The following is a 25,583-nucleotide window of genomic DNA, read 5'->3' as shown; positions in this document are numbered from 1 at the left end:
GCCGGGAAAGTACCGGACGGAACTGCGCGGGGCCGCCGTAAAGTGACCTTCATGCCGGTACCGCACATACGCATCGCCACCCTCGACGACGAGGACGCGCTCGGCCGTCTCGACCGTGTCACCTGGTCGACCCAGCACGCCGTCATGCCGCGCCCCCAGCCGCCGTACGAACCCTTCTACAACGAGCGGTTCGGCCCCCGGGACCACCACGTCGCCGAACTCGACGGCGTCCTCGTCGGCTACATCCGGCTGGGCTATCCCACGCCCCTCGCCTGCAACTCCCACGTCCGGCAGATCCAGGGACTTGTCGTCGCCGAGGAGGCGCGCCGCGCGGGCGTAGGACGAGAGCTGCTGCGGGCCGTGATGGACGGGGCCCGACGGCAGGGCGCCCGACGGATCACGCTGCGCGTCCTCGGGCACAACGCCCCGGCACGGAAGCTGTACGAGTCCGAGGGCTTCCAGGTGGAGGGCGTCCTGCCCGAGGAGTTCCTGCTCGACGGCCAGTACGTCGACGACGTGTTCATGGGCCGCTTTCTCTGAGCTACGAGGTGATCAGGTCACCCGTGTCCACCGGTGTCGTCGCGGCCGCCGCGCGCTGGGCGTCGCCCGCGACCTCGTCGGCCGTCAGGACGTAACCCGTCTCGTTGTCCGAGGTCGAGCGGGCGAACACGACGCCGTACACCCTGCCGCCGGTGGTGAGGAGCGGGCCGCCGGAGTTGCCGGGGCGGACGGTGGAGCGGACCGAGTAGATCTCCCGGGTGACCATGCTCGAGTTGTAGATGTTCTGGCCCCGCGCGTTGATCCGGCCTGCGACCGTGGCCGCCTGGAGATCCAGACCACCGTCCTGCGGATAGCCCGCGACGACCGCCGAGTCGCCGCGCTTGGCGCTGTCGTCGAAACGCAGGAGGGGGACCCTGAGGTCCGGCACGTACAGGACCGCGACGTCCTTGCGCGGGTCGAAGAACACCACCCGCGCCGAGTACACACGGCCCACACCGCCCACCCGCACGGTCGGGTTGTCGATGCCCGCCACCACGTGGGCGTTGGTCATCACGTGCTGCGCCGCGTACGCGAACCCGCTGCCCTCCCGGCCCTGGTTGCCCGCGGCGCCCTCGATCTTCACCGTGCTGCGCTTGGCGGCGCTCGTCGCCGCCGCGGTGACGCTGTCGCCGGAGGGCTTCGCGACACCCGCCGTCGGCTCGTTCTCGAACGGGTTGAAGACCTGCGGGAAGCCCGCCTCCGTCAGCGCCGAGGTGGCCCGCGAGAACCAGGTGGGCGTGGTGTCCGGCATCGCCGTCTGTACGGCGCCCAGCAGCGCGGAGTTGCGGATCGACTGGGTGATGAGGGTGGACGAGGAGGCTCCCAGGACGCTCGCGGCGACCCAGGCCACCAGCAGCACCGCCACCGTGTTCGCCGCCGCTCCGCCGACCCCGTCGGCCACCCGCAGCGGCCCCTGGTCCAGTTCGCGGCGCAGCTTCAGCGCCAGCCGGCCCGCCAGCTCGTGGCCCACCACGGCGGGTACCAGCACCGTCAGCACGGCCGTCACCGTCGCCGCCGACGTCCCCGCCGTCACCAGGTCCATCATCCACGGCAGCACCCATACGCCGATGACGGCGCCGCCCACGAACCCGGCGAGCGAGACACAGCCGGCTACCAGCCCGCGCCGGTAGCCGGACGCCGCGTAAGCAAGGATCACCAGCAACAGCAGGATGTCGAGCAGGTCCACGGAGCCGCCTTTCTCTTGGGCCCCTTAGTACGCGTGGGGCAGGCCCAGTGATCAGGCACGCGCGCGTGGAGCCGGGAAACGGCCACGCGTGCGTGGACCTGTAAAAACGTCCCGGACCAGGACGATGGTTCCACCAGGTGGCACAGCACACATCGCGGGGGGATCGGAACCGGGTCAGGGTGGCTCCATGCGTGTCTTCCGAAAGGCGCGGGGGGTCCGGACGCGGCTCGCGCGGAGGGTGTGGGCGCGGCGTGCCACCGTCGTCGCGCTCGGGTGCGTGCCCGGTCTGCTCGCCGTGCTCGCGCTGGTGGTGTGTGCGGTGGGGGGCGACCGGAGGGTCGTCGGGCGCGAGCGGTCGGTGGCCGCGCCGCTACCCGCGGGTCCGCATCGCGCGGCGCGACCGGTCATCGTGCCTCGGTCGCGGTGGCTGGACGCCGGGAGCACGCACGCGCAGCCGCCCGCCCGCTACGACGACCACGTCGTCGCGGTCTTCGTGCACCACACCGACTCGCCGAACGCGTACGAGTGCGCCGACGTGCCCCGCATCATCCGCTCCCTGTACGCCGGTCAGACCGGCATCCGGCGGTGGGACGACATCGGGTACAACTTCCTCGTCGACCGCTGCGGCACGATCTACGAGGGGCGGGCGGGCGGGGTCGACCGGGCCGTCACCGGAGCGCATACGCAGGGGTTCAACCATGGCACCGCGGGGATCGCGGCCATCGGTACGTTCGGGGCGGGGACGCCGGTGCCGCGGGCGATGACCGAGGCGATCGCTTCGTTGGCGGCGTGGAAGCTGGGGCTGTCCGACGTGGATCCCCGTGCCACGGTGCGGCTCGTCTCCAGCAACGACCTCAGCCGTTACACCGCCGGTACGAGTGCGGTGCTGCCCACGCTGGCCGGCCACGACGCGGGCTTCATGACCAACTGTCCGGGCGCCGCGCTGGCGTCCCAACTCCCCCGAATCCGCTCCCGAGCCGCCCACCTCCAGGGCCGCTGACCCCGCCGGCGCACTTCGCCCGCCGGCCGACGGGCGCCGCTCGCACAGTTCCCCCGGCCCCTGGGGCGGGGGCCGCGCCCCGCATTCCCCGCCCACCCGGATTCGTTTGGCTGCGGGCCCGGTGGGGGCTGGTCGCGCAGTTCCCCGCTCCCCTAGAACGGGGCTGCGCCCCGCATCCCCGGCCGCCGGCAGTTCTTCGACCGCGGCCCGGCGGGCGCCGTTCGCGCAGTTCCCCGCGCCCCTGGGGCGGGGGCTTCGCTCCGCATCCCGTGCCCGCCCGACGGCCCGTGGAGGCTGGGCGCGCAGTTCCCCGCGACCCTCGAGGGCGCTGGCGCGCATCTCTAGCCTGTCCGGCGATTGAGGACGAGGCCGTTCAGTCCGATGGGGGGCTGGGGGCGGAGCCCCCAGGTTGAGGATGGGACGGGTAGGGGCGGCGGGGGCGAGAAACGTGTTCACAGACAGGGCACAGTCGAGGCAACGGTGTCTCAGATTGGCCCTCCCTAGCGTTCTTCCCGTAGCAGCCGACCGGAGGTGGGGAAGATGAGCAGCAGGCGTACCGAGAAGACGGGCAAGACGAACAAGGCGGCCGGCGCGCGGGGTTGGAACACCGCTTTGCGGACCCCGTGGGCCGTGGCCTGCGCCGTGGTGACGGTCCTCGTGGGACCCGCCGCGGCCACCGCCTCGGCACTGGACCGAGCCAACGCCGCACCCCCGCACCACGTCCACGAGAACCACGAAGACCACGAAAGCCACAAGAACCACGAGACACGCCTCCCGTACGTCACCCCGTACGCCACGTTGCCTCAGTCCCTGAAGCGCTCCCACAGCTTGGGATAGCGCTCGGCCAGCACGGACTCGTTCTCGAAGTCGAGCGGCGTACCCTCCGGCTCGGGCGACGCGGGCGGAAGGCCCAGGTCGGGCGCGACGACCCCGGTCAGCTGCTCGTACGCCTCGTCCGCGGCGTACCCGAGCTCCTCACCGTCCCCGTCGAGGTCCTCGTCGAAGTCGTCGAGGAGGTCGGCGAGCGAGTCGGGATCGTGCATCGCGCCCTCGAAGACCTCCCGGCCCTGGCCGATCAGCCAGCACCGGAAGAAGTCGAAGGCGTCGTCGCTCACCCCGTCGAGCAGGACCCACGCCGCGCCCCACAGATCCCAGCGGTAGGCGCGGTTGTAGCGGGCCTCGAAGTGACGGGCGAAGTCGAGCACGGCGTCCGGGTCCAGCTGGACGAGCCGTTCGACGAGCAGGTCGGCGTGGTCCTCGGGGTCGCCCTCGACGGCCTCGCGGGTCGTGTCCACCAGCTCCCAGAACTCCGTCTCGTCCATCACGGGTCCAGCATCGGGCCTGAACGGGAGTGACGCACGCGGAGTGCCGCAGATTGTTATGCACGCACATGCCGACGGTAAAACCGCGGGCTACGAGGCGTTTTCCCGGTACAGCGCCGCCAGCCGCACCGCGTCCCCCGCGAATCGCTCCCGCAGCGCCGCCGGCGAGAGCACCTCCACCTCCGGCCCGAGCCCCGTCAGTTGCCCATGGGCGACCTCCTCGGACTCGACGGGGAGAGTGACCGTCACCCAGCCCCGCCCGTCGGGGTCACCGCACCCGTCCAGCGCCTGTCTGGCGGACGCGGGGTCGACGACGTACGCGAGTCTCCGCACGCCCTCCGGAGACAGCCGTACGACGGCCTCCGCCCGCAGGATGGACCGTGCGAACTGCCCGGCCCGCTCCGCCCAGAACCCGGGCAGGTCGAACCCGTCCTCCCGGGTGAAGCACTCCGGGGCGGCCCTCACCTCCGTGAAGCGGTCGATCCGGTAGACCCGGAAGGGGCCGGACCCGGCCGGCCCGGGCTCGGGCACCCGCGCGCACAGGTACCAGACGCCCGCCTTCAGTACGAGCCCGTACGGTTCGAGGACCCGCTCGACCTCGGCGGTCCCGCGCCGGTACCCCGCGGTGATCCGACGGTCGTCCCAGACCGCCTCCGCGACCACGGGCAGCAGCTCGGGCGTCTCGGGCTCGTCGAACCACGCGGGCGCGTCCAGATGGAACCGCTGTCCCGCCGCCCGCGAGGCGTCCCGCAGGGAGGGGAGCAGGGCGGCGGACACCTTCAGGCGCGCGGCGGAGGCGGCGTCCTCCAGACCCATGTCCCGCAGGGCCCCCGGCACCCCGCTCAGGAACAGCGCCTCCGCCTCCGTGCGCGCCAGGCCCGTCAGGCGGGTGCGGTAGCCGCCGATCAGGCGGTAGCCCCCGGCCCTGCCCCGGTCCGCGTACACCGGAACGCCCGCCTCCGACAGCGCCTGGGCGTCCCGCGTGATCGTCCGTTCGGACACCTCGAGCTCCCGCGCCAGCTCGCCGGCGGTCATCGACGGCCGTGACTGGAGCAGCAGCACCATCTTGATCAGGCGGGCAGCACGCATACGGCCATGATGCCGGGCCCCACCGACAGCGAAGCGGCACGCGGGAACGCCGAAGGGCGCGGCGGCCGTAGCCACCGCGCCCCTCGCGAAACACCGGGAACAGGCGGACCCTCAGAGTCCGTAGCGCTCCCGCGCTTCCTTCACCGCGGACGCCTTGACCTCGCCCCGTCGTGCCAGCTGGGCCAGCGCCGCGACGACGATCGACTGCGCGTCGACGCCGAAGTGGCGACGGGCCGCCTCACGGGTGTCGGAGAGGCCGAAGCCGTCGGCACCGAGCGAGGAGTAGTCCTGCTCGACCCACTGCGCGATCTGGTCCGGGACCTGGCGCATGTAGTCGGAGACCGCGAGCACCGGGCCCTCGGCGCCGTGCAGCGCCTGGCGGACGAACGGCATCCGCTCCTCGCCGCGCAGCAGGGCCGCGTCGGCCTCCAGCGCGTCGCGCCGCAGCTCCGTCCAGGAGGTCGCGGACCACACGTCGGCGGCCACGCCCCACTCCTCGGCGAGCAGCTTCTGTGCCTGAAGGGTCCAGTGGATCGCCGTGCCGGAGCCCAGCAGCTGGATGCGCGGGGCGTTGGCGACGGGGGACAGGCCCGCCGACTCGGCCGTGTTGAAGCGGTAGAGGCCCTTGACGATGCCCTCGTCGATACCGAGGCCGGCCGGCTTGGCGGGCTGCGGCATCGGCTCGTTGTAGACCGTCAGGTAGTAGAAGACGTTCGAGTCCTCGCCCGGGGCCGCCTCGCCGTACATCCGGCGCAGACCGTCCTTGACGATCGTCGCGATCTCGTACGCGAACGCCGGGTCGTAGGACAGGGCGGCCGGGTTGGTCGCGGCGATGACCGGGGAGTGGCCGTCGGCGTGCTGGAGGCCCTCGCCCGTCAGCGTCGTACGGCCGGCCGTGGCGCCGACGAGGAAGCCGCGGCCGAGCTGGTCGCCGAGCTGCCACATCTGGTCGGCCGTGCGCTGCCAGCCGAACATCGAGTAGAAGATGTAGAAGGGGATCATCGCCTCGCCGTGCGTGGCGTACGCGGTGGACGCGGCGATGAAGTCCGCCATGGAGCCGGCCTCGGTGATCCCCTCGTTGAGGATCTGGCCGTCCTTGGCCTCCTTGTAGTACATCAGCTGGTCGCGGTCGACCGGCTCGTACGTCTGGCCCTTGGGCGAGTAGATGCCGAGGGAGGGGAAGAGGCTCTCCATGCCGAAGGTGCGCGCCTCGTCGGGGACGATCGGCACCCAGCGCTTCCCGGTCTCCTTGTCGCGGACGAGGTCCTTGATCAGGCGGACGAAGGCCATGGTCGTCGCCACGTTCTGCGAGCCGGAGCCCTTGTCGAAGGACGCGAACGCCTTGTCGGCGGGGGCGGGCAGCGGGGCGAGAGCGTGGGTACGGCGGGCCGGGGCCGGGCCGCCGAGGGCCGCGCGGCGCTCCTGGAGGTAACGGACCTCGGGGGAGTCGGCGCCCGGGTGGCCGTAGGGAACCACGCCGTCGACGAACAGGCTGTCGGCGATGGGCAGCTCGAGCAGGTCACGCATCTGCTTGAACTCGTCCGTCGACAGCTTCTTCATCTGGTGGTTGGCGTTCTTGGACGCGAAGCCCTCGCCGAGCGTGAAGCCCTTGACCGTCTGGGCCAGGATCACCGTCGGCGCGCCCTTGTGGGCGAGGGCGGCGCGGTAGGCCGCGTACACCTTGCGGGACTCGTGGCCGCCGCGGGAGAGGTGGAAGCACTCGGCGATCTTGTCGTCGCTCAGCAGCTTCGCCATCTCGACGAGCGCCGGGTCGGCGCCGAAGAAGTCCTGGCGGATGTAGGCGGCGTCGCGGGTCTGGTACGTCTGCACCTGCGCGTCGGGTACCTCGCGCAGGCGGCGTACGAGCGCGCCCGTGGTGTCGAGCTGGAACAGCTCGTCCCAGGCCGAGCCCCACAGCGACTTCACGACGTTCCAGCCGGCGCCGCGGAACTGGGCCTCCAGCTCCTGCACGATCTTGAAGTTGGCGCGGACCGGGCCGTCGAGGCGCTGCAGGTTGCAGTTGATGACGAAGGTCAGGTTGTCCAGGCCCTCGCGGGAGGCGAGTGCGAGTGCCGCGGTCGACTCGGGCTCGTCCATCTCACCGTCGCCGAGGAACGCCCACACGTGGGACTGCGAGACGTCCTTGATGCCGCGGCTGGTCAGATAGCGGTTGAAGCGCGCCTGGTAGATCGCCGACAGCGGGCCGAGGCCCATGGAGACGGTCGGGAACTCCCAGAGCCAGGGCAGGCGCCGCGGGTGCGGGTAGGACGGGAGGCCGTTGCCGCCCGCCTCCTGGCGGAAGTTGTCGAGGTGCTGCTCGGTGAGCCGGCCGTCGAGGAAGGCGCGGGCGTAGATGCCGGGGGAGGCGTGGCCCTGGATGTAGAGCTGGTCGCCGGACCCGTCACCCTCCTTGCCCTTGAAGAAGTGGTTGAAGCCGGTCTCGTAGAGCCAGGCCGCGGAGGCGAAGGTGGCGATGTGGCCGCCGACGCCGTGTTTCGCGCCCCGGGTCACCATCGCGGCCGCGTTCCAGCGGTTCCAGGCGGTGATCCGGGCTTCCATCGCCTCGTCGCCGTCCACGACGGGCTCGGCGGCGGTGGGGATGGTGTTGACGTAGTCGGTCTCCAGCAGCTTGGGCAGCGCGAGACCGTTGCCCTCGGCGCGCTCCAGCGTGCGGCGCATCAGGTACGCGGCACGGTGCGGCCCGGCCGCCTGGGTGACGGCGTCCAGGGAGGCCTGCCATTCGGCGGTCTCCTCGGGGTCGCGGTCCGGGAGCTGATCGAGCTCGCTCGGCTGGATTGCGGTGGGGTCGGTCATTGCGCCGCCTTCCGGATGCGGAGGGGGGTTCCCTCATCGGCAAGGGGTTTTCGGGGGTGCCCTTATGTCTTTGGCAGGACAGGGCGGCGGGCTCTGGTGGGAGCCCAGCGCTGACTGTAACTCCCTGATCGATGATCGATCAAAGGGGTGAAGGCGAAAACCTCTTCGTATCGCAAAAGTCGGCACGGGGTGCCTTGACAATAGGCACGGGGTGCCTTGGATTCCCAGGGTTTCCCCAGGTGAGCGTGGGTGCGCTCGGCTGTGTCACGGGCGCGGCGCGCAGCCCAGCACATGCGCCTTCACCAGGTCGGCGATCAGCGGATCCCGGCGCCGGAAGGCGTCCACGAGCGCCTCGTGCTCCTCCGCGTACGACTGCTGGACGGTTCCCAGCCAGCGGATGGACAGGGCGGTGAAGACCTCGATGCCCAGGCCCTCCCAGGTGTGCAGGAGGACGGAGTTGCCGGCGGCGCGCACGAGTTCGCGGTGGAAGGCGACGGTGTGGCGGACCTGGCCGGTGCCGTCCGACAGCCGGTCGGCCTCGTACAGCGCCGTGACGTGCGGCTCCAGGGCCGAGCAGTCCTGGGCGAGCCGCTCGGCCGCCAGCTCGGCCGCGATGGCCTCCAGACCGGCCCGTACGGGGTAGCTCTCCTCCAGGTCGGCGGCCGTCAGGTTGCGCACGCGCACACCCTTGTTGGGCGCCGACTCGATCAGCCGCAGCGACTCCAGTTCGCGCAGTGCCTCCCGCACCGGGGTCTGGCTGACCTCCAGCTCGGTCGCGATCCGCCGCTCCACGATCCGCTCGCCCGGCTTCCAGCGCCCGCTGACGATCCCCTCCACGATGTGCTCGCGGATCTGTTCGCGCAGCGAGTGGACGACGGGCGCGGTCATGAGGGGCTCCTTCGCTGGGGGCGGGCCGGCCCCAGGGGCGTTTGACCTTTAGACAATAAGGCCGCAGCCCCGTCGGAGAGAGGCGTACGGGGGCGCTTTCATGCAGGTGAGACGAGACTTACACGCTGTCAGAGCGGCCGCGGCTGTAAAGACCCGTACCGGGTGGAGTCCGGAGGCGTCACGTCCGTGTCACTCCGAGAACCCGCAGGCCCCGCACGGTGTGGAGGTCTGCACAGGGGTTCGGCGCGGGGGTTTCCACGGAGGGCTCCCGCGAGCGCCAGGGGGTCGGCAGGGGCGGATGGGGACGCAAGCGGGGGTTGCGCTGGGCTGCGGCGGCCGGGGCGGTCGCGGCCGTGGCGGCGTGCGGGCCCGTGGACACGGGGGCGGCCGTGCGGCCGAGTGCGGCGCGGGCCCACGGCACCTCGGCTTCGCTCGAGCAGGGCCCCTCCCGGGGAAGTCCACGCACCCGTACAGCCGCTACCGCTGCACGGACTCGTCGACCAGTGACGTGAGCTCCGCCCGCGCCATGATCCGTACGGTCGAGAAGCGGGGCTTCCTCGTCGGCGTCGACCCGGCGACGGGGGGCCTCGGCTCGCGCGACTGCCTGGACGCCACGTACGACGTCCTCAGGGCGTACCGGACGCGGCACCTGGCACCCGCGTACCCGACGAAGATCCCGAACCTCTGGGTGGAGACGCTGGTGCTGTGGTCGGACAGCGCGCTGAAGCCGCGGTGACCCGCGGCGCGAACGCGAAGCCCCTTGTGGGCGGAAACGCGAAGCCCCCGTCCGGAAGGTCCCGGACGGGGGCAGCGCGCGTGCGGGGGTGGTTACAGGCCGAGCTCGACCTCGAACTCGCCCGCCTCCAGGATCGCCTTGACCGCGGTCAGGTAACGGGCCGCGTCGGCGCCGTCCACCAGACGGTGGTCGTAGGAGAGCGTCAGGTAGGTCATGTCGCGGACGCCGATGACCGTACCCTCCTCCGTCTCGATGACGGCCGGACGCTTGACCGTGGCACCGATGCCGAGGATCGCGACCTGGTTCGGCGGCACGATGATCGTGTCGAAGAGCGCGCCGCGCGAGCCGGTGTTGGAGATGGTGAAGGTGCCGCCGGACAGCTCGTCCGGAGTGATCTTGTTCGCCCGGACCTTGCCCGCCAGTTCGGCGGTGGCCTTGGCGATGCCGGCGATGTTCAGGTCGCCCGCGTGCTTGATGACCGGGGTCATCAGGCCCTTCTCCGAGTCCACCGCGATACCGATGTTCTCGGTGTCGAAGTAGGTGATCGTGCCCTCGTCCACGTTGATCCGGGCGTTGACGGCCGGGTGGGCCTTCAGCGCCTGGGCCGCGGCCTTCACGAAGAACGGCATCGGGGAGAGCTTGACGCCCTCGCGGGCCGCGAAGGAGTCCTTCGCCTGCGCGCGCAGCCGCATCAGGCGGGTGACGTCGACCTCGACGACCGAGGACAGCTGGGCCTGCTCGTGCAGGGCCTTCACCATGTTGTCGCCGATGACCTTGCGGATGCGGGGCATCTTGACGGTCTGGCCGCGCAGCGGGGAGACCTCCAGGGCCGGCGCCTTCTTGGCCGCATGGCCACCGGCAGCCACAGCGGCCGGAGCCGGGGCAGCGGCGGCGGCCTTCGCGGCCTCGGCGGCGGCGAGGACGTCCTGCTTGCGGATACGGCCGCCGACGCCGGTGCCCTTGACGGAGGCCAGGTCGACGTAGTTCTCCGCGGCGAGCTTGCGCACCAGCGGGGTCACGTACGCGCCGTCGTCAACGGCGAGCGCGGCGGGCGCGGGAGCCGGGGTGACGGGAGCGGCAACCGGCGCGGGGGTCGGAGCAGGCGCGGCGGGCGCGACCGGGGCGGCGGCCTGGACCGGAGCCGGGGGCGCGACCGGGGCGGCCGGCGCCACCGGGGCCGGGGCGGGCGCCGGAGCCGCGGGGGCGGCCGGGGCCGGAGCCGGGGCGGCAGCGGCCGGGGCCGGAGCCGGGGCGGCAGCGGCGGGGGCCGGAGCCGCGGGAGCCGGGGCGGCGGCCGGAGCCGAGCCCGGGGCACCGATGACGGCGAGCTTCGCGCCGACCTCGGCGGTCTCGTCCTCGCCGACCACGATCTCCAGCAGCACGCCGGCGACCGGCGCGGGGATCTCGGTGTCGACCTTGTCCGTGGAGACCTCGAGCAGCGGCTCGTCCTCCGCGACCTCCTCGCCGACCTCCTTCAGCCAGCGGGTGACGGTGCCCTCGGTGACCGACTCGCCCAGCGCGGGCAGCACGACGTCGGTACCGGAGGCGCCACCGGCCGGAGCGGCGGCGGGGGCCGGGGCGGCGGCGGGGGCCGGGGCCGCGGGGGCCTCGGCGACCGGGGCGGGAGCGGCCGGAGCCGGGGCCGGGGCGGCCACGGGCTCGGCGGCCGGAGCGGGGGCGGCGGCGGGCGCGCCCGTGCCGTCGTCGATGACGGCCAGCTCGGCGCCGACCTCGACCGTCTCGTCCTCGGCGACCTTGATGGAGGCGAGGACACCGGCGGCGGGGGAGGGGATCTCGGTGTCGACCTTGTCGGTCGACACCTCGAGCAGCGGCTCGTCGGCCTCGACGCGCTCGCCCTCGGCCTTCAGCCAGCGAGTGACAGTGCCCTCGGTGACGCTCTCACCGAGCGCCGGAAGGGTTACGGAAACCGCCATGGTTTCTGTTGCTCCTTACGAATGGTGCGGAAGTCTGTGGTCGTCGTCGCGCCCAGGGGCGACGCGATGACTGAAATCAGCCGGGGACTGGATCAGTCGTGCGAGTGCAGCGGCTTGCCCGCGAGGGCCAGGTGGGCCTCGCCCATTGCCTCGTTCTGCGTCGGGTGGGCGTGGATGAGCTGGGCGACCTCGGCAGGCAGCGCCTCCCAGTTGTAGATCAACTGGGCTTCGCCGACCTGCTCGCCCATGCGGTCGCCGACCATGTGGACGCCGACCACGGCACCGTCCTTCACCTGGACGAGCTTGATCTCGCCCGCGGTGTTGAGAATCTTGCTCTTGCCGTTGCCCGCGAGGTTGTACTTCAGGGCGACGACCTTGTCCGCGCCGTAGATCTCCTTGGCCTTGGCCTCGGTGATGCCCACGGAGGCGACCTCGGGGTGGCAGTACGTCACCCGGGGCACGCCGTCGTAGTCGATCGGAACGGTCTTGAGGCCGGCCAGACGCTCCGCCACCAGGATGCCCTCGGCGAAGCCGACGTGCGCGAGCTGGAGCGTCGGGACCAGGTCACCGACGGCGGAGATGGTCGGGACGTTCGTCCGCATGTACTCGTCGACCAGGACATAGCCGCGGTCCATCGCGACGCCCTGCTCCTCGTAGCCGAGACCGGCCGAGACCGGGCCGCGGCCGACGGCGACGAGCAGGACCTCGGCCTCGAACTCCTTGCCGTCGGCGAGGGTGACCTTGACACCGTCCTGGGTGTACTCGGCCTTCGAGAAGAAGGTGCCCAGGTTGAACTTGATGCCGCGCTTGCGGAACGCGCGCTCAAGAAGCTTGGAGGAGTTCTCGTCCTCGACCGGGACGAGGTGCTTGAGGCCCTCGATCACCGTCACGTCGGTGCCGAAGGACTTCCACGCGGAGGCGAACTCGACGCCGATGACGCCGCCGCCGAGCACGATCGCGGACTGCGGGACGCGGTCCAGGACCAGCGCGTGGTCGGAGGAGATGATCCGGTTGCCGTCGATCACCAGGCCCGGCAGCGACTTCGGCACGGAGCCGGTCGCGAGCAGCACGTGGCGGCCCTGGACGCGCTGGCCGTTCACGTCGACCGAGGTGGGGGAGGACAGTCGGCCCTCACCCTCGATGTACGTCACCTTGCGGGACGCGATGAGACCCTGCAGGCCCTTGTACAGGCCCGAGATGACCCCGTCCTTGTACTTGTGGACGGCCGGGACGTCGATGCCCTCGAAGGTGGCCTTGACGCCGAACTGCTCGCTCTCGCGGGCCTGGTCGGCGATCTCGCCCGCGTGCAGCAGGGCCTTGGTGGGGATGCATCCCCGGTGCAGGCAGGTGCCTCCGACCTTGTCCTTCTCGATCAGGGCGACGTCCAGGCCCAGCTGCGCCCCGCGGAGCGCCGCGGCGTAACCGCCACTGCCACCGCCGAGGATCACTAGGTCGAAAACGGTGCTGGCGTCGTTCGCCACGTCACGTCCTCCATGCATGTGCGCCACGCCGGTCTCCAGTGACCGGTCGGCGGCTGGTGTCCGGCCGCTCTTCTTCGGCCCTGTGGTGGGGGCCCTGTCCTGCCGAGAACCCATCTTCGCACTTGTCCGGAGCGTTCGAGACGCCGGGCCGGTGTGTGAGAAGTCGCACTGTCCGAATACGGGGGTACCTCCGCGCCCCGACAGGGGGCACGGAGGTACCGTGCGACCGGCCGCGCTTCACCCGCGGCCGTGAAGCGCCTCTAGCCGAGATCGCCCGCGGCGGTCAGCTCGGCGAGTCGCACCAGCGTCCGCACCGCCGACCCCGTGCCACCCTTCGGCGTGTAGCCGAACGGGCCGGACTCGTTGAACGCGGGCCCGGCGATGTCCAGGTGCGCCCACGTGATGCCCTCGCCCACGAACTCCTTCAGGAAGAGACCGGCGACCAGCCCGCCGCCCATCCGCTCACCCATGTTGGCGATGTCGGCGGTCGGCGAGTCCATCCCCTTGCGCAGGTGCTCCGGCAGCGGCATCGGCCAGGACTCCTCGCCGACCTCCTCCGCGGCCTCGACGACCGCCGTACGGAACGCGTCGTCGTTGGCCATCACGCCGAAGGTGCGGTTGCCGAGCGCGAGCACCATCGCACCGGTCAGCGTCGCCACGTCGATGATCGCGTCCGGCTTCTCCTCGGACGCCTTCCACAGCGCGTCGGCGAGCACGAGACGGCCCTCGGCGTCGGTGTTGAGGACCTCGACGGTCTTGCCGCTGTACATGCGCAGCACGTCACCGGGGCGGGTGGCGGAACCGGAGGGCATGTTCTCGGCGAGCGCCAGCCAGCCGGTGACGTTGACCTCGAGGCCGAGGCGCGCCGCGGCGACCACGGCGGCGAAGACCGCCGCCGCGCCGCTCATGTCGCACTTCATCGTCTCGTTGTGCCCGGCGGGCTTGAGCGAGATGCCGCCCGAGTCGTAAGTGATGCCCTTGCCGACGAACGCGAGGTGCTTGGTCGCCTTCGGTGAGGTGTACGACAGCTTCACCAGGCGGGGAGCGGCGGCCGAGCCCGCGCCGACGCCGAGGATGCCGCCGTAGCCGCCCTTCGCCAGGGCCTTCTCGTCCAGCACCTGCACCTTGATGCCGTGCTCCTTGCCGGCGGCGGTGGCGACGGCGGCGAAGGCCTCGGGGTAGAGGTCGTTCGGCGGGGTGTTGATGAGGTCGCGGGCGCGGTTGAGCTCCTCGGTCACGGCGGTGGCGCGCGCGAGGGCCGCCTTGTACGCCGCGTCGCGGGGCTTGCCGCCGAGCAGGGTGACCTCGGCGAGCGGGGCCTTGCCGTTCTTCGCGTCCTTGCCGTTCTTGCCGTTCTCCTTGTAGGCGTCGAAGGCGTACGCGCCGAGCGCCGCGCCCTCCGCCAGGACGCCCGCGTCGGCGGCGTCGGTGATCGGCAGGGCGAAGACGGCCTTCTTGGCACCGGCGAGCGCGCGGGCCGCGGCACCGGCCGCGCGGCGCAGCGCCTCGGCGCTGAACGTGTCGTCCTTCTCCGGGACGGCTCCCAGTCCGACGGCCACGACGACGGGCGCCTTGAAGCCGGTCGGCGCGGGCAGCTTCGTCACCTCGCCCTCGCCGCCGGATGCGCCGAGGGTCTCCAGGATCCCGGCGAGTGCGCCGTCGTACGCCTTGTCCACGGCCTCGGCACCCGGTGCGACGACCGGGCCCTTGGCGCCCTTCGCGACACCGACGACGATCGCGTCGGCCCGCAGGCCGGACGCCGCGGCGGTGCTGAGAGTCAGAGCAGTCACTGTGGTGAGATCTCGCTTCCATTGTTTTGCTGCGGCCGAGTAGGGATGGGTCGACCGGGCCCTGACGAATGACCCTAGATCCGGCCTCAGGGAGTGTCTTTACCTGGGTGGCACATACTCGGGACGAGCCTACGCGCGCCGCCGGGTTTCGCTCATTCCTACGCTCGCTGGAAGTTCAGCCGAGGGAGAGCGCCACGAGTGCGGTGGTCGCCGCCGTCTCGGCGAGGCCGCCGAAGACGTCGCCCGTGATGCCGCCGAAGCGGCGGGTGCAGTGGCGCAGGAGCAGTTCGGCGCTCGCGCAGGCCGCGACGACGGCCAGGGGGGCGCGTACGAGGTCGTACCTGCCGAGGAGCGCGCCGGCGCCGGCCGCCGCGACGGTGACGGCGAGGGCCACCAGCAGGGCGCCGCGCACGGGCACCGTGCCCGCGACCGCGGCACCCAGGCCCTCGGGGCGGGCCGGGGGCACCCCGGTGCGCGCGGCCAGGGTGAGGACGAGACGGGCCGCGGTCGCCGAGACGACGGCCGCGAGCACACCCCGCGCCCACGAGGCCTCGTAGGCCTGGAAGAGCGCGGCGACCTGCGCCAGCAGCACGAAGAGCAGGGTGATCACGCCGAACGGGCCGATGTCGGACTGCTTCATGACGCGCAGCGCGTCCTCGGCGGGCTTGCCGCTGCCGAGGCCGTCCGCGGTGTCGGCGAGTCCGTCGAGATGCAGACCGCGGGTGAGCGCGGCCGGTACGGCGGCGGTGGCGACGGCGGCCAGCAGAGGGCCCGCGCCCATCGCGAGCAGTGTCACGCCCACCAGCGCCGCGCCCGCCCCGACGACCAGCCCGGCGACGGGGGCGCACAGCATTCCGCCGCGCGCCGCCTCACGGTCCCAGCGGGTGACCGTGACCGGGAGCACGGTCAGGGTGCCGAAGGCGAAGCGGAGGCCGTGGGGGAGAGGGGTCCTGGACACCGGCGCAGGGTACCCGGGGAGGTGGCGGCCCGACCGAGGACGGGTGCGGCGGCCGGGCGTGAGAGCCGCGGATAAAGTGCGCAATATGGGTCATTGGTTGCAGAGGAACATCATCGAACCGGGAAAGCTGCCGCTCCTGCTGGCACTCGCCTCCTTCGTGCTGACCTTTGTGATCACCCGTGTCATCGTCCGCCTGATCCGCGCGGGCAAGGGTCCGTTCGGCAACGTCAAGGCGGGCGGTCTGCACATCCACCACGTCGTGCCCGGTGTCGTCCTGACGGTGATCGGCGGCTTCGGCGCGGTGGCCAGTTCCCGGCACGGCTTCGGCGCCGCCCTGTTCGCGGTGGTGTTCGGGGCGGGCGCGGGACTGGTGCTCGACGAGTTCGCGCTGATCCTGCACCTGGACGACGTGTACTGGAGCGAGGAGGGCCGCAAGAGCGTCGAGGTCGTCCTGGTCACGGCGGCCCTCGTCGGCCTGGTGCTCGCCGGGTTCCTGCCGTTCGGGGTCAACGACATTTCCCAGGAGGAACTCCAGGACCGGGGCGGGGTCATCCTGAGCGTCGCCGTGAACTTCCTCTTCGCCCTGCTCGCCCTGAGCAAGGGCAAGGCCCGCATGGCGATCTTCGGCGTGATCGTCCCGTTCGTCGCCCTCATCGGCGCCGTCCGGCTGGCCCGCCCGGTCTCCCCGTGGGCCAAGCGCTTCTACCGTCGCAGGCCGCGCGCCCGGGCCAGGTCGATGCTGCGCGCCTACCACCACGACCGCCGCTGGTTCGGCCCGCGCCGCAGGCTTCAGGACTGGATCGGCGGAAAACCGGATCCCGTCCGGCCCCTGCCCGGCCGCCGGTGAAGGCGACGGCGACGGTAGCGGTGGCGGTGACGCAGGATCGAGATGCCGTACAGCATGAAGACCGCGGCGAGCGCGGCGATGTGCTCCTTGCCCGCGAGGTTCCCCTTGAACGCCACCTCGATCACCATCGCCGCGACCACCCCCCACCCCGTCCAGTAGGCGCGGTAGCGCCAGGCGACGAAGATGGCGAGGCCGACCACGGCCGCCGAGGGCCCGGTGTCCACGACCTGCGCGTCCGTCACGGGCAGCCCCAGCGGGTTGCCCGGGCTCAGCGAGATCGCCACGCGCGCGTAGAGCGTGCCGGCCAGCGTGGTGGCGTACGCGATGACGAGCATCCGCCACCAGCCCAGACAGATCTCGGCGATCCCGAACACGACGAGAAGTTGCAGCAGCGCGCCCCACACCGGCAGGTCGAGGGCCGGCACGAACAGGGAGAGCGGGGTGCGCAGCAGGGCGAGCCAGAGTGGCTCCTCGGCCCGCACGGAGCCGATGTCCTGCACGAACTGGAAGCCCCAGGGCTGGTTCTGCACGAACTGGAGGATGGCCGTCAGACAGACGGCCCCGAGCGTCACCGGCATCGCCCGCCATCGCTGTCCGGCGAGTGCCTCGCGCACGGTGACGTACAGCAGTCCCCATTCGGCGCGGGCGAGGCGGGCGAGGGTGTTCATGCAGTGGTCCCCATCCGTCCTGCTGTCCAGGTCCCCGTCCGGCAGGCTCTTCCCGTCTGTCCGGCCACCCTCATCGGTGCGACTCCAGGTGCCTGCGGTGCAGCCACTTCGGCAGTCCGGGTGCTTCGAGAAACCCCTCGGCGCGCGCGGCCGCGAGGCCGATGCGCAGCAGGTCCGCGCTCTTCTCGAAGAGCAGGAACCGGGGTTCCCAGATCGGCCGGTACTTGGCGTTGGCCCGGTAGAGCGACTCGATCTGCCACCAGCGTGAGAAGAAGCTGAGCAGGGAACGCCACAGTCGCAGGACCGGTCCGGCACCGAGGCGTCCACCTCTTTCGAAGACGGAACGGAACATGGCGAAGTTGAGCGAGACCTGGGTGATCCCGATCTCCTGGGCGCGGCGCAGGAGTTCGATCACCATGAACTCCATCAGCCCGTTCTCGGCGTCCCGGTCACGCCGCATGAGATCGAGCGAGAGCCCCCGCGGCCCCCACGGCACGAAGGACAGCAGCGCCCGCAACTCCCCCTCTCCGTCCGTGCATTCCAGCATCACGCACTGCCCGTCGCTCGGGTCGCCGAGTCGTCCGAGCGCCATGCTGAACCCGCGCTCGGTGGCCCCGTCCCGCCAGTCGTCGGCGCGCCGCAGGAGGTACGCCATCTCGTCGGCCGGGATGTCCTCGTGCCGCCGGATGCGCACCTCGTAGCCGGCCCGCTTGACGCGGTTGTAGGCCTGGCGGACCGTGCGCATGGCGCGTCCCTCGAGGGTGAACTCGGCCGTCTCGACGATCGCCTCGTCACCGAGTTCGAGGGCGTCGAGCCCGTGCCGTGAGTAGACGGTCCCCGCCTCCTCGCTCGCTCCCATCACCGCCGGGATCCAGCCGTGCGCGCGGGCCTCGGCGAGCCAGGGCTCGATGGCGCCGGGCCACGCCTCCGGGTCGCCGATCGGGTCGCCGGAGGCCAGCGAGACCCCGCCGACGACGCGGTACGCGACCGCGGCCTTGCCGGTCGGCGACCAGATCACGCTCTTCTCCTGGCGCAGCGCGAAGTAGCCCAGCGAGTCGCGGTCGCCGTGCCGGTCGAGCAGGGTGCGCAGCCGTTTCTCGTCGTCCTCGGTGAGCGGGTCGACGGCGCGGCGGGAGCGGAAGGCGGCGTAGAACACGGCGAGGACCAGCAGGGTGCTGAGCACGTTGATGGTGACGTTGACCCAGTTGGCGATCTCCAGGCCGCGGAAGCGGGAGTCGTCGGCGGCGACGGAGACCAGTCGCAGGGCGCCGTAGCGCCAGCGGTCCCAGAAGGTCGAACGGTAGGCGTCCTGCGCGCTGTTGGTGACCGTCACCAGCAGCGCGGCGAGCAGGGAGGCGACGAGCAGTCCGCCGACGGCGACGGCCGCGGCGAGCTTGGGGTTCGACCGGTCGCCCTTCGCGTAGAACTCCCGGCGGCCGACGACGAGCGAGACGACGAAGGCGGCGGTCAGGGCGATGGAGACCCAGTTCTGGGCGTACTGGCGGATCTCCGGGAACGTCATCGCGACGGCGAACAGCATCAGGAACAGTCCGCTGAGCACGAAGTTCAGGATCCACGCGGCCCGTTTGCGGCGACGCATCGTGATGGCCAGGAACATGGTGAACACACCCGAGGCGAATCCCGCCGTCAGCAGGTACGGGGTGAAGAGGTTCTCGGTGTTGTGGCGCCGTACGTCCTGCCCGAGCGACACCCACGCGGCGCTCAGGAAGTTGATGAACGCGACGGCCCGCAAGTACCAGACCGCGAAGGCCGCGGCTCTGCGCGACGCGCCCGTGGACAGGTGGTCCCCTTCACCCTGACGGGCCGGGACCCGCTCCTGGTCAGCGGCAATTCGGGCATCTCCCATAAAGGGCGATGATATGGGGCGGGGTGCGTCGTGCGGGGGAGGGGCGGTACGGGTGATGCGGGCCGGGGATTTGTTGCGGGGTGGGTTTCGCCAGTTCTTCGGCTGCGGGCCGGTGGGGGCTGTTCGCGCAGTTCCCCGCACCCCCGAAAGCCTCGGGGTGGACGGCGTTCGAGGGCGAGGCCGGAGGCTGCCCCATCCACCCCGGCCCGCGTCCTTCAGCCCGTCCGGCGTTCGAGGGAGAGGCGGTTCACTCGTTCTGGTCGGAGACCTCGGGCTCGGGCTCGGGAGTCGGAGATTCCGGGAGCTCGGCCGAGAGGGCGGCGGCGGCCTGGACGAGCGGGAGGGCGAGGAGGGCTCCCGCGCCCTCGCCGACCGTGACGCCGTGGTCGAGGAGGGGTTCGAGGGCCATGCGGTCCAGGGCCTTCGCCTGGGCCGGCTCGCCGCTGTTCTGGCCGGCCAGCCACCAGTCCGGCGCCCGGAAGGCGACCCGCTGCCCCACGAGGGCACACGCGGCCGAGACGACCCCGTCGAGGATCACCGGCATCTTCCGCACCGCGCTCTGCAGCAAGAACCCCGTCATCGCCGCGAGATCGGCGCCGCCCACCACGGCGAGCAGCTGCAGCTGATCCCCGAGCACCGGCCGAGCCCGCCGCAGGGCGTCCCGCACGGCCGCGCACTTGCGCATCCACGCGAGGTCGTCGATGGGCCGCCCGCCCCGCCCGGTGACCACCGACGCGTCGGTCCCGCACAGCGCCGCGACCAGCACGGCCGCCGCGGTGGTCCCGCCGACGCTCACATCGCCGAGCACCACCAGATCCGTACCGGAGTCCGCCTCCTCGTCCGCGACCGCGACCCCCGCCCGGAACGCGGCCTCGGCCTCCTCCGGAGTCAGCGCGTCCTCGACGTCGATCCGCCCCGACCCGCGCCGTACCCGATGCCGTACGACCTCCGCGGGCAGCTCCTGCGGATCGCAGTCCAGCGCCATGTCGACGAGCCGTACCGGCACGCCGAGCCGGCGCGCCAGCACCGCCGCGGGGCTCGCGCCCTCCAGGACCGCCCGCACCAACTGGTCGGCGGTGCCCGCGGGCCGCGCCGACACACCGAGTCCGGCGACCCCGTGGTCGCCCGCGAACAGCACCACGCGCGGGTGCTCGATCGGCCGCACCGGCACCGCGGACTGCGCCGCCGCCAGCCACTCACCCAGTTCGTCGAGGCGGCCCAGCGCCCCGGGCGGCACGATCTGACGCTCCCGGCGCGCCTCGGCGTCCCGGCGCACGCCTCCGTCGGGGCGCTCGATCAGATCGGTGAAGTCGTCGAGATTAAGCGAGCTCATTCGCCGAACAGTACCGGCAGCGATCGAACACGTCCGCGCCACGTCGGTGCACCTCGGATCACGATCCGCTACGTACCGTTTGTGTCGGATTGTCGTACGGCTCGTTCGCGTGCCCCGCCGTCCCCCCACCCTGCCGTCCCCAGGAGCGTCCATGCCCCCCACGCCACCCCCGAGCGCCGATCGCCGCGCCGCCTACGCGGCCGAACTCGCCCAAGGCACCGACCGGTTCCACGAACCGCGCCGGGAGGACTGTCCCTGGTGCGGCTCGAAGCGGCTGCGCACCCGGCTGCGGACGCCGGACCAGGTGCAGCGCAAGCCCGGCACGTTCGTCGTCGACGAGTGCGCGGAGTGCTCCCACGCCTTCCAGAACCCCCGGCTCAGCGCGGAGGGGCTGGCCTTCTACCACCGGGACTTCCACGAGGGCCTCGACGGCCTCAGCGACCGGCTCCTGGGCGCCCGCGGCAGCAGAGGGCGCCACCGGGCCGCCGCCCGCGCGCTGCTCCGCCACGCCGAGCCGGAGAGCTGGCTCGACGTCGGCACCGGGCACGGGCACTTCCCGGCCGTCGCCCGGGAGGTCCACCCGTACACGTCCTTCGACGGCCTCGACCCCACCCGGCGGGTCGAGAAGGCACGGGCGGCCGGGCACATCGAGGAGGCCCACCGCGGCCGGCTCACCGACCCGCGGATCATCGGGCGGCTGAGCGCCCGCTACGACGTCGTGAGCATGTTCCACCATCTGGAGCACACCCGCGACCCGCGCGAGGAACTGCGCGCCGCCCTGACGGTCCTGCGGCCCGGCGGTCACCTCCTCGTCGAAGTGCCGGACCCCGACTGCGCGTTCGGCGCGCTGCTGGGCAGATGGTGGGTGTCGTACGGCCAGCCGCGCCATCTGCACCTGATGCCGCTGTCCAACCTGCTCGGCGAACTGGAGTCCCTCGGCTGCGAGATCGTCGCGACGGACCGCCGCGAACCGCACATCCCGTACGACCTCGCCGGCGCCCTCGCGCTGGCCCTCGGCCGGGTCCTGCCGGATCTCGACGCCCCCTGGCGCCCCACCCCGCCGACCCAGTTCCAGCGCGCCCTGCACACGGTCCTGGCCCGGGCGAGCGTTCCGCTGCTCGCCTCGGCCTCCGCCCTGGACCACGCGATGGCCCCGGTCTTCCGCCGCACCCGCTTCTCGAACGCCTTCCGGATCATCGCCCGCAGACAAGCCTGAGCCCTGGTCAGCCCTGGTCAGCCCTGGTCAGCCCAGGTCGGCCTCGGTCGGCTCCGGTCAGCCCCGCAAGGCCAGCGCCTGCCCCGCCACCACCAGCAGCACGTGCTCGCACTCCGCCGCGAACCCCGCGTTCAGGCGGCCGAGTTCGTCGCGGTAGCGGCGTCCGGAGGCGGTGGCGGGGACGATGCCGGAGCCGACCTCGTTGGAGACGGCGACGAGGGTGCGGCGCGTGTTGCGGACGGCGGAGGTGAGTTCCTCGACGCGGGCGCGCAGCGCGCGTTCGCCGCCGCCGGCCCACTCCGCGTCGTCCCACGCGTTCACGGAGTCCATCGCGTCCGTGAGCCAGAGGGACAGACAGTCGACGAGGAGGGGAGGCCCGGAGCCCTCCAGGAGCGGCACCAGGTCGCAGGTCTCCACCGTGCGCCACGAGCCGGGCCGCCGCTCACGGTGGGCGTGCACGCGCGACGCCCACTCGTTGTCCCCCTTGCGGGACCCGCCCGTCGCCACGTACAGCACCCCGGGGAAGGACTCCAGACGCCGTTCCGCCTCCACCGACTTGCCCGAGCGCGCCCCGCCGAGCACGAGGGTGCGGCGCGGTACGTCGGGTACGTCCTCGTAGACGCCCACGTCCAGCGTCGTCCCGTCCGGCACCGCCCGCGCGCCCGCCGCCGCGAGCCGCCGCCGCAGTTCCGGGCCCGGCGGCACGTCGTGGTCGAGGTGGACCGCGATCACGTCCGTCGTCGGCCCGACGGCCCCGACCGCGCGCAGCTTCGCCAGGGCGTCCGGCCGCCCCACCACATCGGCGACCACCATGGCGTACGAGTCGCCGTTCTCCTCAAGTCCCGCGGGCGCCGCGCCCGGCGGCAGATACAGCAGCCGCTGTCCGTCCGGTCCGGTCACCGCGTACCCCGTGCCGGGCGAGTCCATCGGCACCGCCCGCACCCGGTGTCCGGTCAGCAGCGCCAGCTCGCTGCCGTCGGGAACCCGTACGGGCTGCGGGAGCCCGGCCGGCACCTCGACGGCGGGCCCGTCGTGCGGATGCGAGAGCAGCACCTGCCGTACACCGCCCAGCGAGTGCCCGGCGCGGGCCGCGGCGAACGCGGCGCCGGGCGTGAGGTCGAGCAGCAGCGTGCCGTCCACGAGCAGCGCGGTGGCCGCCCGCGCGTTCCCGCCGAGCGCACTGGCACAGGCCGCGCAGGGACAGTCGGGACGGGGCAGGCCCTCGGGGGCGCCGGTGCCGAGCAGAGTGAGTTCCACGCCCTGATCTTCCCGTGTCACCGTGGGTGGCGCGCGTTCGGGTGCAGCGCCCGTAGACGCGCGGGGCCGTTCACGACCCGCGGCGCGTGCCGCGACTCGCGATCTTCCGTTCCGCACCCGGCGCAGCGCCTAGGGCCTGTCCGACCGATCATGCCTCAGGCGCGGGGTCTGGCACGCACTCCTCCCAGCTCTTCGAGCAGGGGGTCCGGCGGCGTTGTCGTCGGTCAACGACTCCCCCAAGTTCTCGGCTTCGCTCGAACAGGGGGACCCCCCTCGCGTCGCTTCCCTCCTCCGCCTGGCAGCTGCACGCACCGGACCCCGCTCACCGGCACTGCCGAGGCCCCGTCACTTTTCTGCGACTTGATCGGCCGGACAGGCCCTAGGCTTCGGACGGGAGCCGGATCTTGTGCGGCTTCCGCTGTGCAGTGTGCTCACACCTGGGAGGCGTACATGGCGGCATGGACGTGGCGGTTCGAGAAGTCCGACGGGACAGAGGTCCAACCCGCGGTACAGCCCGAGGAGTTCACCACACAGGGGGATGCGGAGTCCTGGATCGGCGAGGTCTGGAAGGACCTCCTGGAGGGCGGCGCGGACCAGGTGTTCCTCTTCGAGGACAGTACGAAGATCTACGGGCCGATGAGCCTGCACGCCGAACCGGAGTAGGCCGGCCGGGGTTGCCGGGACCGCTCCCGGCAACCCCGTTCGCCGTGCGTCAGTCCCTCGCCGCCGCCTTCACCCCGTACCTACTGCTCACCGAGCCGCACGCCGACCGTCCGCTCGGCCGCGCCCCGGACGAACGTCACCCGCGTCCGCTGGCCCGGCTTGTCGGCCGCGAGCGCCTCGGCGAGCGAGGTGAGGGTGGTGATGTCGTTCGTGCCGATCCGGGTGATGATGTCGCCGGGCCGGATGCCCGCCGTGTCGGCCGCGCCGCCGGGCTTCACCTCGACCACGGCGACACCCGCGGGCGCGTAGGTCTCGTCGAGCACGGTGCGGCCGGTGATGCCGAGCGCGGCCCGTCCCGAGTCGGTGACCTTGCCGGTCCTGATGATCTGGTCGGCGATCGTCCGCACCATCGAGGCCGGGATCGCGAATCCGATACCGGGCGCCGTGCCGCCCCCGAGGCTCGGGTCCGTCGCGGCCAGCGTGGGAATGCCGATGACCTGCCCGTTCAGGTCGACGAGCGCGCCGCCGCTGTTGCCCGGGTTGATCGCGGCCGACGTCTGCACCATGTTGGCGATGGTGGCCCCCGTCCCGCCGCCGGTGCTGTCCTCGCTGACGGTGCGCCCGGTCGCCGACACGATGCCCTGGGTCACGCTGGACGACAGCCCGAGCGGCGAGCCCATCGCCAGCACGATCTGGCCGACCTCGACCTTCTCCGAGTTCCCGATGGTGGCCGCCTTCAGCCCGCTCGGCACCTTGTCGAGCTTGATGACGGCGAGGTCCTGGGCCGGGTAGGTGTACACGAGCCTGGCCGTCAGCACGTTCTGGCTGTTGGCCGTCGTCACCCTGAACGTCTTCTCGCTCCCGACCACGTGCGCGTTGGTGACGATGTGTCCCTGGCCGTCGTAGACCACCCCCGAGCCCAGTTCGTCGCTCGCCTGGATCTGCACCACCGAGGGCAGGACGTTCTTGATCACCTTCAGGTACGCGTTCTGCAGGTCGTCGGCCGCGAGCGGGACGACGGCCTGCGTCGTCCCGTCCTTCGTCCCGTCCTTCTTGGCGGGCGACCCGGCGTCGGAACAGCCGGAGAGCAGGGCGGCGGCGCAGGCGAGGGTGGTGATGACGAGGGCGGGTATGGGGAGCAGCGGACGCGACACGGGGGCACGGGTGGCAGCCATGTCCAGAGTGTCCCTTTCGCGGCTCTGCCACGGCTCGCGATGCAGGGCCGAACAGGGGGGATCAGGCAGCGATCAGGCAACGATCGGTCCTGTACGCCGCAGGGATCGATCAGCCGCGTACGCCGCAGAGATGCAGCAGGGCCGCCACCTGGCGATAGGGGTCCGTCCGCCCGGCCCGCTCCTCCGCGGCCAGGAGAGTCGCCACGTCCTCGGGGACGGGGGTCCCGTCGGGCGCCGTGTCCGTGAAGACCCGCACGCCGTACCAGGCGTGCAACGCCGCCCCGATCCCCGCGAGCGTCGACGTCAGCGTGGCGAGCCGGTCCGCGCGGACGGCGAGACCGAGCCGATTGACGTAGGCGTCCGTGTCGAACGCGGCCAGGGTCGCCGTCCAGTCGCCGGACAGGCCCGGCCGCATGGCCAGCGCGTCGGCATTGCGTACCAGCAGCGAGAGCAGCCCGCCCGGGGCCAGCATCCGCGCCAGCCCCGCGAGGAGCGGGTCCGGCTCCTCGATGTACATGAGTACGCCGTGGCACAGCACCACGTCGAAGCTGCCGGGCAGGAAGTGCACGCCCGTCTCGCGGCCGTCGCCCTCGAGGAGCCGCACCCGGCTCCGGATGCCCTCGGGCTCGGCGGCCAGCGCCTCCCGGGCCACGGCGAGCATCTTCGCGTCCTGCTCGAGGCCGGTCACCTGATGCCCGGCCCTGGCCAGCCGCAGCGCCTGCGTGCCCTGTCCCATCCCGACGTCGAGCACCCGCAATCGCTGCCCGACCGGGAAACGGCCGGCTATCTGCTCGTCGAGCTGCCGGGCCACCAGCTCCT

General features: G+C 72.1%; 22 protein-coding genes. 7 read left to right on the top strand and 15 right to left on the bottom strand.

Going from position 1 to position 25,583, the window contains the following annotated elements:
* Window positions 1-51 precede the first annotated feature (51 nt).
* Complete coding sequence (locus AAFF41_RS15390; protein WP_181360876.1) at window positions 52-540, top strand: GNAT family N-acetyltransferase; 489 nt, start codon at window positions 52-54, stop codon at window positions 538-540.
* A gap of 1 nt (window position 541) precedes the next feature.
* Here the strand turns inward: AAFF41_RS15390 and AAFF41_RS15385 are convergent, their stop codons facing one another.
* The gene (locus tag AAFF41_RS15385; RefSeq protein WP_319743519.1) at window positions 542-1,726 is read right to left on the bottom strand and encodes a MarP family serine protease; all 1,185 of its coding nucleotides are present in this window, start codon (window positions 1,724-1,726) and stop codon (window positions 542-544) included.
* Window positions 1,727-1,913: 187 nt separating this feature from the next.
* Between AAFF41_RS15385 and AAFF41_RS15380 the strand changes: the two genes are divergently transcribed.
* Both AAFF41_RS15380 and AAFF41_RS15375 read left to right on the top strand, forming a co-directional pair.
* The gene (locus tag AAFF41_RS15380) at window positions 1,914-2,726 is read left to right on the top strand and encodes a peptidoglycan recognition protein family protein (RefSeq protein WP_343324080.1); all 813 of its coding nucleotides are present in this window, start codon (window positions 1,914-1,916) and stop codon (window positions 2,724-2,726) included.
* Between the two features lie 540 nt (window positions 2,727-3,266).
* On the top strand, window positions 3,267-3,563 hold the full coding sequence (locus tag AAFF41_RS15375; protein ID WP_319743515.1) for a hypothetical protein: 297 nt from the start codon (window positions 3,267-3,269) through the stop codon (window positions 3,561-3,563).
* Here AAFF41_RS15375 and AAFF41_RS15370 read toward each other — a convergent pair.
* The 4 genes from AAFF41_RS15370 to AAFF41_RS15355 all read right to left on the bottom strand — a co-directional run bounded on the left by AAFF41_RS15370 (window position 3,530) and on the right by AAFF41_RS15355 (window position 8,839).
* Window positions 3,530-4,048 (bottom strand): DUF4240 domain-containing protein, encoded by a 519-nt coding sequence (locus tag AAFF41_RS15370; protein WP_319744477.1) that lies wholly within the window; start codon window positions 4,046-4,048, stop codon window positions 3,530-3,532. The genes AAFF41_RS15375 and AAFF41_RS15370 overlap by 34 nt on opposite strands.
* Before the next feature lie 90 nt (window positions 4,049-4,138).
* Window positions 4,139-5,137 (bottom strand): helix-turn-helix transcriptional regulator, encoded by a 999-nt coding sequence (locus AAFF41_RS15365; RefSeq protein WP_319743513.1) that lies wholly within the window; start codon window positions 5,135-5,137, stop codon window positions 4,139-4,141.
* A 111-nt stretch (window positions 5,138-5,248) separates the two neighbouring features.
* Window positions 5,249-7,951, bottom strand: a complete 2,703-nt coding sequence (gene aceE / locus AAFF41_RS15360) for a pyruvate dehydrogenase (acetyl-transferring), homodimeric type (protein WP_319743510.1) — start codon at window positions 7,949-7,951, stop codon at window positions 5,249-5,251.
* Between the two features lie 264 nt (window positions 7,952-8,215).
* Entirely contained in the window at window positions 8,216-8,839 is a 624-nt protein-coding gene (locus AAFF41_RS15355; RefSeq protein ID WP_054230749.1) for a GntR family transcriptional regulator, read from the bottom strand.
* 508 nt (window positions 8,840-9,347) lie between these two features.
* Here AAFF41_RS15355 and AAFF41_RS15350 point away from each other — a divergent pair.
* A complete protein-coding gene (locus AAFF41_RS15350) occupies window positions 9,348-9,575 on the top strand; it encodes a hypothetical protein (protein ID WP_319743507.1) in 228 nt (75 codons plus the stop codon).
* 92 nt (window positions 9,576-9,667) lie between these two features.
* On the opposite strand, the gene sucB is transcribed toward AAFF41_RS15350, so the two are convergent.
* The 4 genes from sucB to AAFF41_RS15330 all read right to left on the bottom strand — a co-directional run bounded on the left by sucB (window position 9,668) and on the right by AAFF41_RS15330 (window position 15,738).
* Window positions 9,668-11,509: a 2-oxoglutarate dehydrogenase, E2 component, dihydrolipoamide succinyltransferase gene (sucB, locus tag AAFF41_RS15345; protein WP_343324079.1), complete on the bottom strand. Its 1,842-nt coding sequence runs from the start codon at window positions 11,507-11,509 to the stop codon at window positions 9,668-9,670.
* A gap of 92 nt (window positions 11,510-11,601) precedes the next feature.
* Window positions 11,602-12,990, bottom strand: a complete 1,389-nt coding sequence (lpdA, locus tag AAFF41_RS15340; protein ID WP_319752517.1) for a dihydrolipoyl dehydrogenase — start codon at window positions 12,988-12,990, stop codon at window positions 11,602-11,604.
* Window positions 12,991-13,250: 260 nt separating this feature from the next.
* Window positions 13,251-14,780, bottom strand: a complete 1,530-nt coding sequence (locus AAFF41_RS15335; protein ID WP_319752516.1) for a leucyl aminopeptidase — start codon at window positions 14,778-14,780, stop codon at window positions 13,251-13,253.
* A 175-nt stretch (window positions 14,781-14,955) separates the two neighbouring features.
* On the bottom strand, window positions 14,956-15,738 hold the full coding sequence (locus AAFF41_RS15330) for an adenosylcobinamide-GDP ribazoletransferase (protein ID WP_319752515.1): 783 nt from the start codon (window positions 15,736-15,738) through the stop codon (window positions 14,956-14,958).
* A gap of 85 nt (window positions 15,739-15,823) precedes the next feature.
* On the opposite strand from AAFF41_RS15330, the gene AAFF41_RS15325 reads away from it, so the two are divergent.
* Window positions 15,824-16,585, top strand: a complete 762-nt coding sequence (locus AAFF41_RS15325; protein WP_319752514.1) for a hypothetical protein — start codon at window positions 15,824-15,826, stop codon at window positions 16,583-16,585.
* On the opposite strand, the gene AAFF41_RS15320 is transcribed toward AAFF41_RS15325, so the two are convergent.
* From AAFF41_RS15320 to cobT, 3 genes are all read right to left on the bottom strand, one after another.
* On the bottom strand, window positions 16,528-17,253 hold the full coding sequence (locus tag AAFF41_RS15320) for a hypothetical protein (protein ID WP_319752513.1): 726 nt from the start codon (window positions 17,251-17,253) through the stop codon (window positions 16,528-16,530). The genes AAFF41_RS15325 and AAFF41_RS15320 overlap by 58 nt on opposite strands.
* A 70-nt stretch (window positions 17,254-17,323) precedes the next feature.
* A complete protein-coding gene (locus AAFF41_RS15315; protein ID WP_319752512.1) occupies window positions 17,324-19,120 on the bottom strand; it encodes a phosphatidylglycerol lysyltransferase domain-containing protein in 1,797 nt (598 codons plus the stop codon).
* A 247-nt stretch (window positions 19,121-19,367) separates the two neighbouring features.
* Entirely contained in the window at window positions 19,368-20,453 is a 1,086-nt protein-coding gene (gene cobT, locus AAFF41_RS15310) for a nicotinate-nucleotide--dimethylbenzimidazole phosphoribosyltransferase (protein WP_343324078.1), read from the bottom strand.
* 151 nt (window positions 20,454-20,604) lie between these two features.
* On the opposite strand from cobT, the gene AAFF41_RS15305 reads away from it, so the two are divergent.
* Window positions 20,605-21,669, top strand: a complete 1,065-nt coding sequence (locus tag AAFF41_RS15305) for a class I SAM-dependent methyltransferase (protein WP_319752510.1) — start codon at window positions 20,605-20,607, stop codon at window positions 21,667-21,669.
* Between the two features lie 57 nt (window positions 21,670-21,726).
* On the opposite strand, the gene AAFF41_RS15300 is transcribed toward AAFF41_RS15305, so the two are convergent.
* Entirely contained in the window at window positions 21,727-22,926 is a 1,200-nt protein-coding gene (locus AAFF41_RS15300) for a bifunctional adenosylcobinamide kinase/adenosylcobinamide-phosphate guanylyltransferase (RefSeq protein ID WP_343324077.1), read from the bottom strand.
* Window positions 22,927-23,376: 450 nt separating this feature from the next.
* On the opposite strand from AAFF41_RS15300, the gene AAFF41_RS15295 reads away from it, so the two are divergent.
* On the top strand, window positions 23,377-23,589 hold the full coding sequence (locus AAFF41_RS15295; protein ID WP_054231569.1) for a hypothetical protein: 213 nt from the start codon (window positions 23,377-23,379) through the stop codon (window positions 23,587-23,589).
* A gap of 80 nt (window positions 23,590-23,669) precedes the next feature.
* Here AAFF41_RS15295 and AAFF41_RS15290 read toward each other — a convergent pair whose 3' ends face one another.
* Both AAFF41_RS15290 and AAFF41_RS15285 read right to left on the bottom strand, forming a co-directional pair.
* Window positions 23,670-24,764 (bottom strand): S1C family serine protease, encoded by a 1,095-nt coding sequence (locus tag AAFF41_RS15290; RefSeq protein ID WP_319752508.1) that lies wholly within the window; start codon window positions 24,762-24,764, stop codon window positions 23,670-23,672.
* A gap of 109 nt (window positions 24,765-24,873) precedes the next feature.
* Window positions 24,874-25,575, bottom strand: coding sequence for a class I SAM-dependent methyltransferase (locus AAFF41_RS15285; protein ID WP_319752507.1), 702 nt, complete (start codon window positions 25,573-25,575; stop codon window positions 24,874-24,876).
* Window positions 25,576-25,583: the final 8 nt, after the last annotated feature.

It is taken from the genome of Streptomyces mirabilis, from assembly GCF_039503195.1.
Classification (GTDB): Bacteria; Actinomycetota; Actinomycetes; order Streptomycetales; family Streptomycetaceae; genus Streptomyces; species Streptomyces mirabilis_D.
This window is presented reverse-complemented; position numbering and strand designations above follow the sequence as displayed.

Coding starts and splice junctions, on each gene's coding strand:
- AAFF41_RS15365 (WP_319743513.1), bottom strand. CDS start 5,137: ATGCGTGCTGCCCGCCTGATCAAGATGGTGCTGCTGCTCCAGTCACGG.
- AAFF41_RS15355 (WP_054230749.1), bottom strand. CDS start 8,839: ATGACCGCGCCCGTCGTCCACTCGCTGCGCGAACAGATCCGCGAGCAC.
- AAFF41_RS15375 (WP_319743515.1), top strand. CDS start 3,267: ATGAGCAGCAGGCGTACCGAGAAGACGGGCAAGACGAACAAGGCGGCC.
- sucB (WP_343324079.1), bottom strand. CDS start 11,509: ATGGCGGTTTCCGTAACCCTTCCGGCGCTCGGTGAGAGCGTCACCGAG.
- aceE (WP_319743510.1), bottom strand. CDS start 7,951: ATGACCGACCCCACCGCAATCCAGCCGAGCGAGCTCGATCAGCTCCCG.
- AAFF41_RS15290 (WP_319752508.1), bottom strand. CDS start 24,764: ATGGCTGCCACCCGTGCCCCCGTGTCGCGTCCGCTGCTCCCCATACCC.
- AAFF41_RS15325 (WP_319752514.1), top strand. CDS start 15,824: ATGGGTCATTGGTTGCAGAGGAACATCATCGAACCGGGAAAGCTGCCG.
- AAFF41_RS15370 (WP_319744477.1), bottom strand. CDS start 4,048: ATGGACGAGACGGAGTTCTGGGAGCTGGTGGACACGACCCGCGAGGCC.
- AAFF41_RS15295 (WP_054231569.1), top strand. CDS start 23,377: ATGGCGGCATGGACGTGGCGGTTCGAGAAGTCCGACGGGACAGAGGTC.
- AAFF41_RS15380 (WP_343324080.1), top strand. CDS start 1,914: ATGCGTGTCTTCCGAAAGGCGCGGGGGGTCCGGACGCGGCTCGCGCGG.
- AAFF41_RS15390 (WP_181360876.1), top strand. CDS start 52: ATGCCGGTACCGCACATACGCATCGCCACCCTCGACGACGAGGACGCG.
- AAFF41_RS15305 (WP_319752510.1), top strand. CDS start 20,605: ATGCCCCCCACGCCACCCCCGAGCGCCGATCGCCGCGCCGCCTACGCG.
- AAFF41_RS15320 (WP_319752513.1), bottom strand. CDS start 17,253: ATGAACACCCTCGCCCGCCTCGCCCGCGCCGAATGGGGACTGCTGTAC.
- AAFF41_RS15315 (WP_319752512.1), bottom strand. CDS start 19,120: ATGGGAGATGCCCGAATTGCCGCTGACCAGGAGCGGGTCCCGGCCCGT.
- cobT (WP_343324078.1), bottom strand. CDS start 20,453: ATGAGCTCGCTTAATCTCGACGACTTCACCGATCTGATCGAGCGCCCC.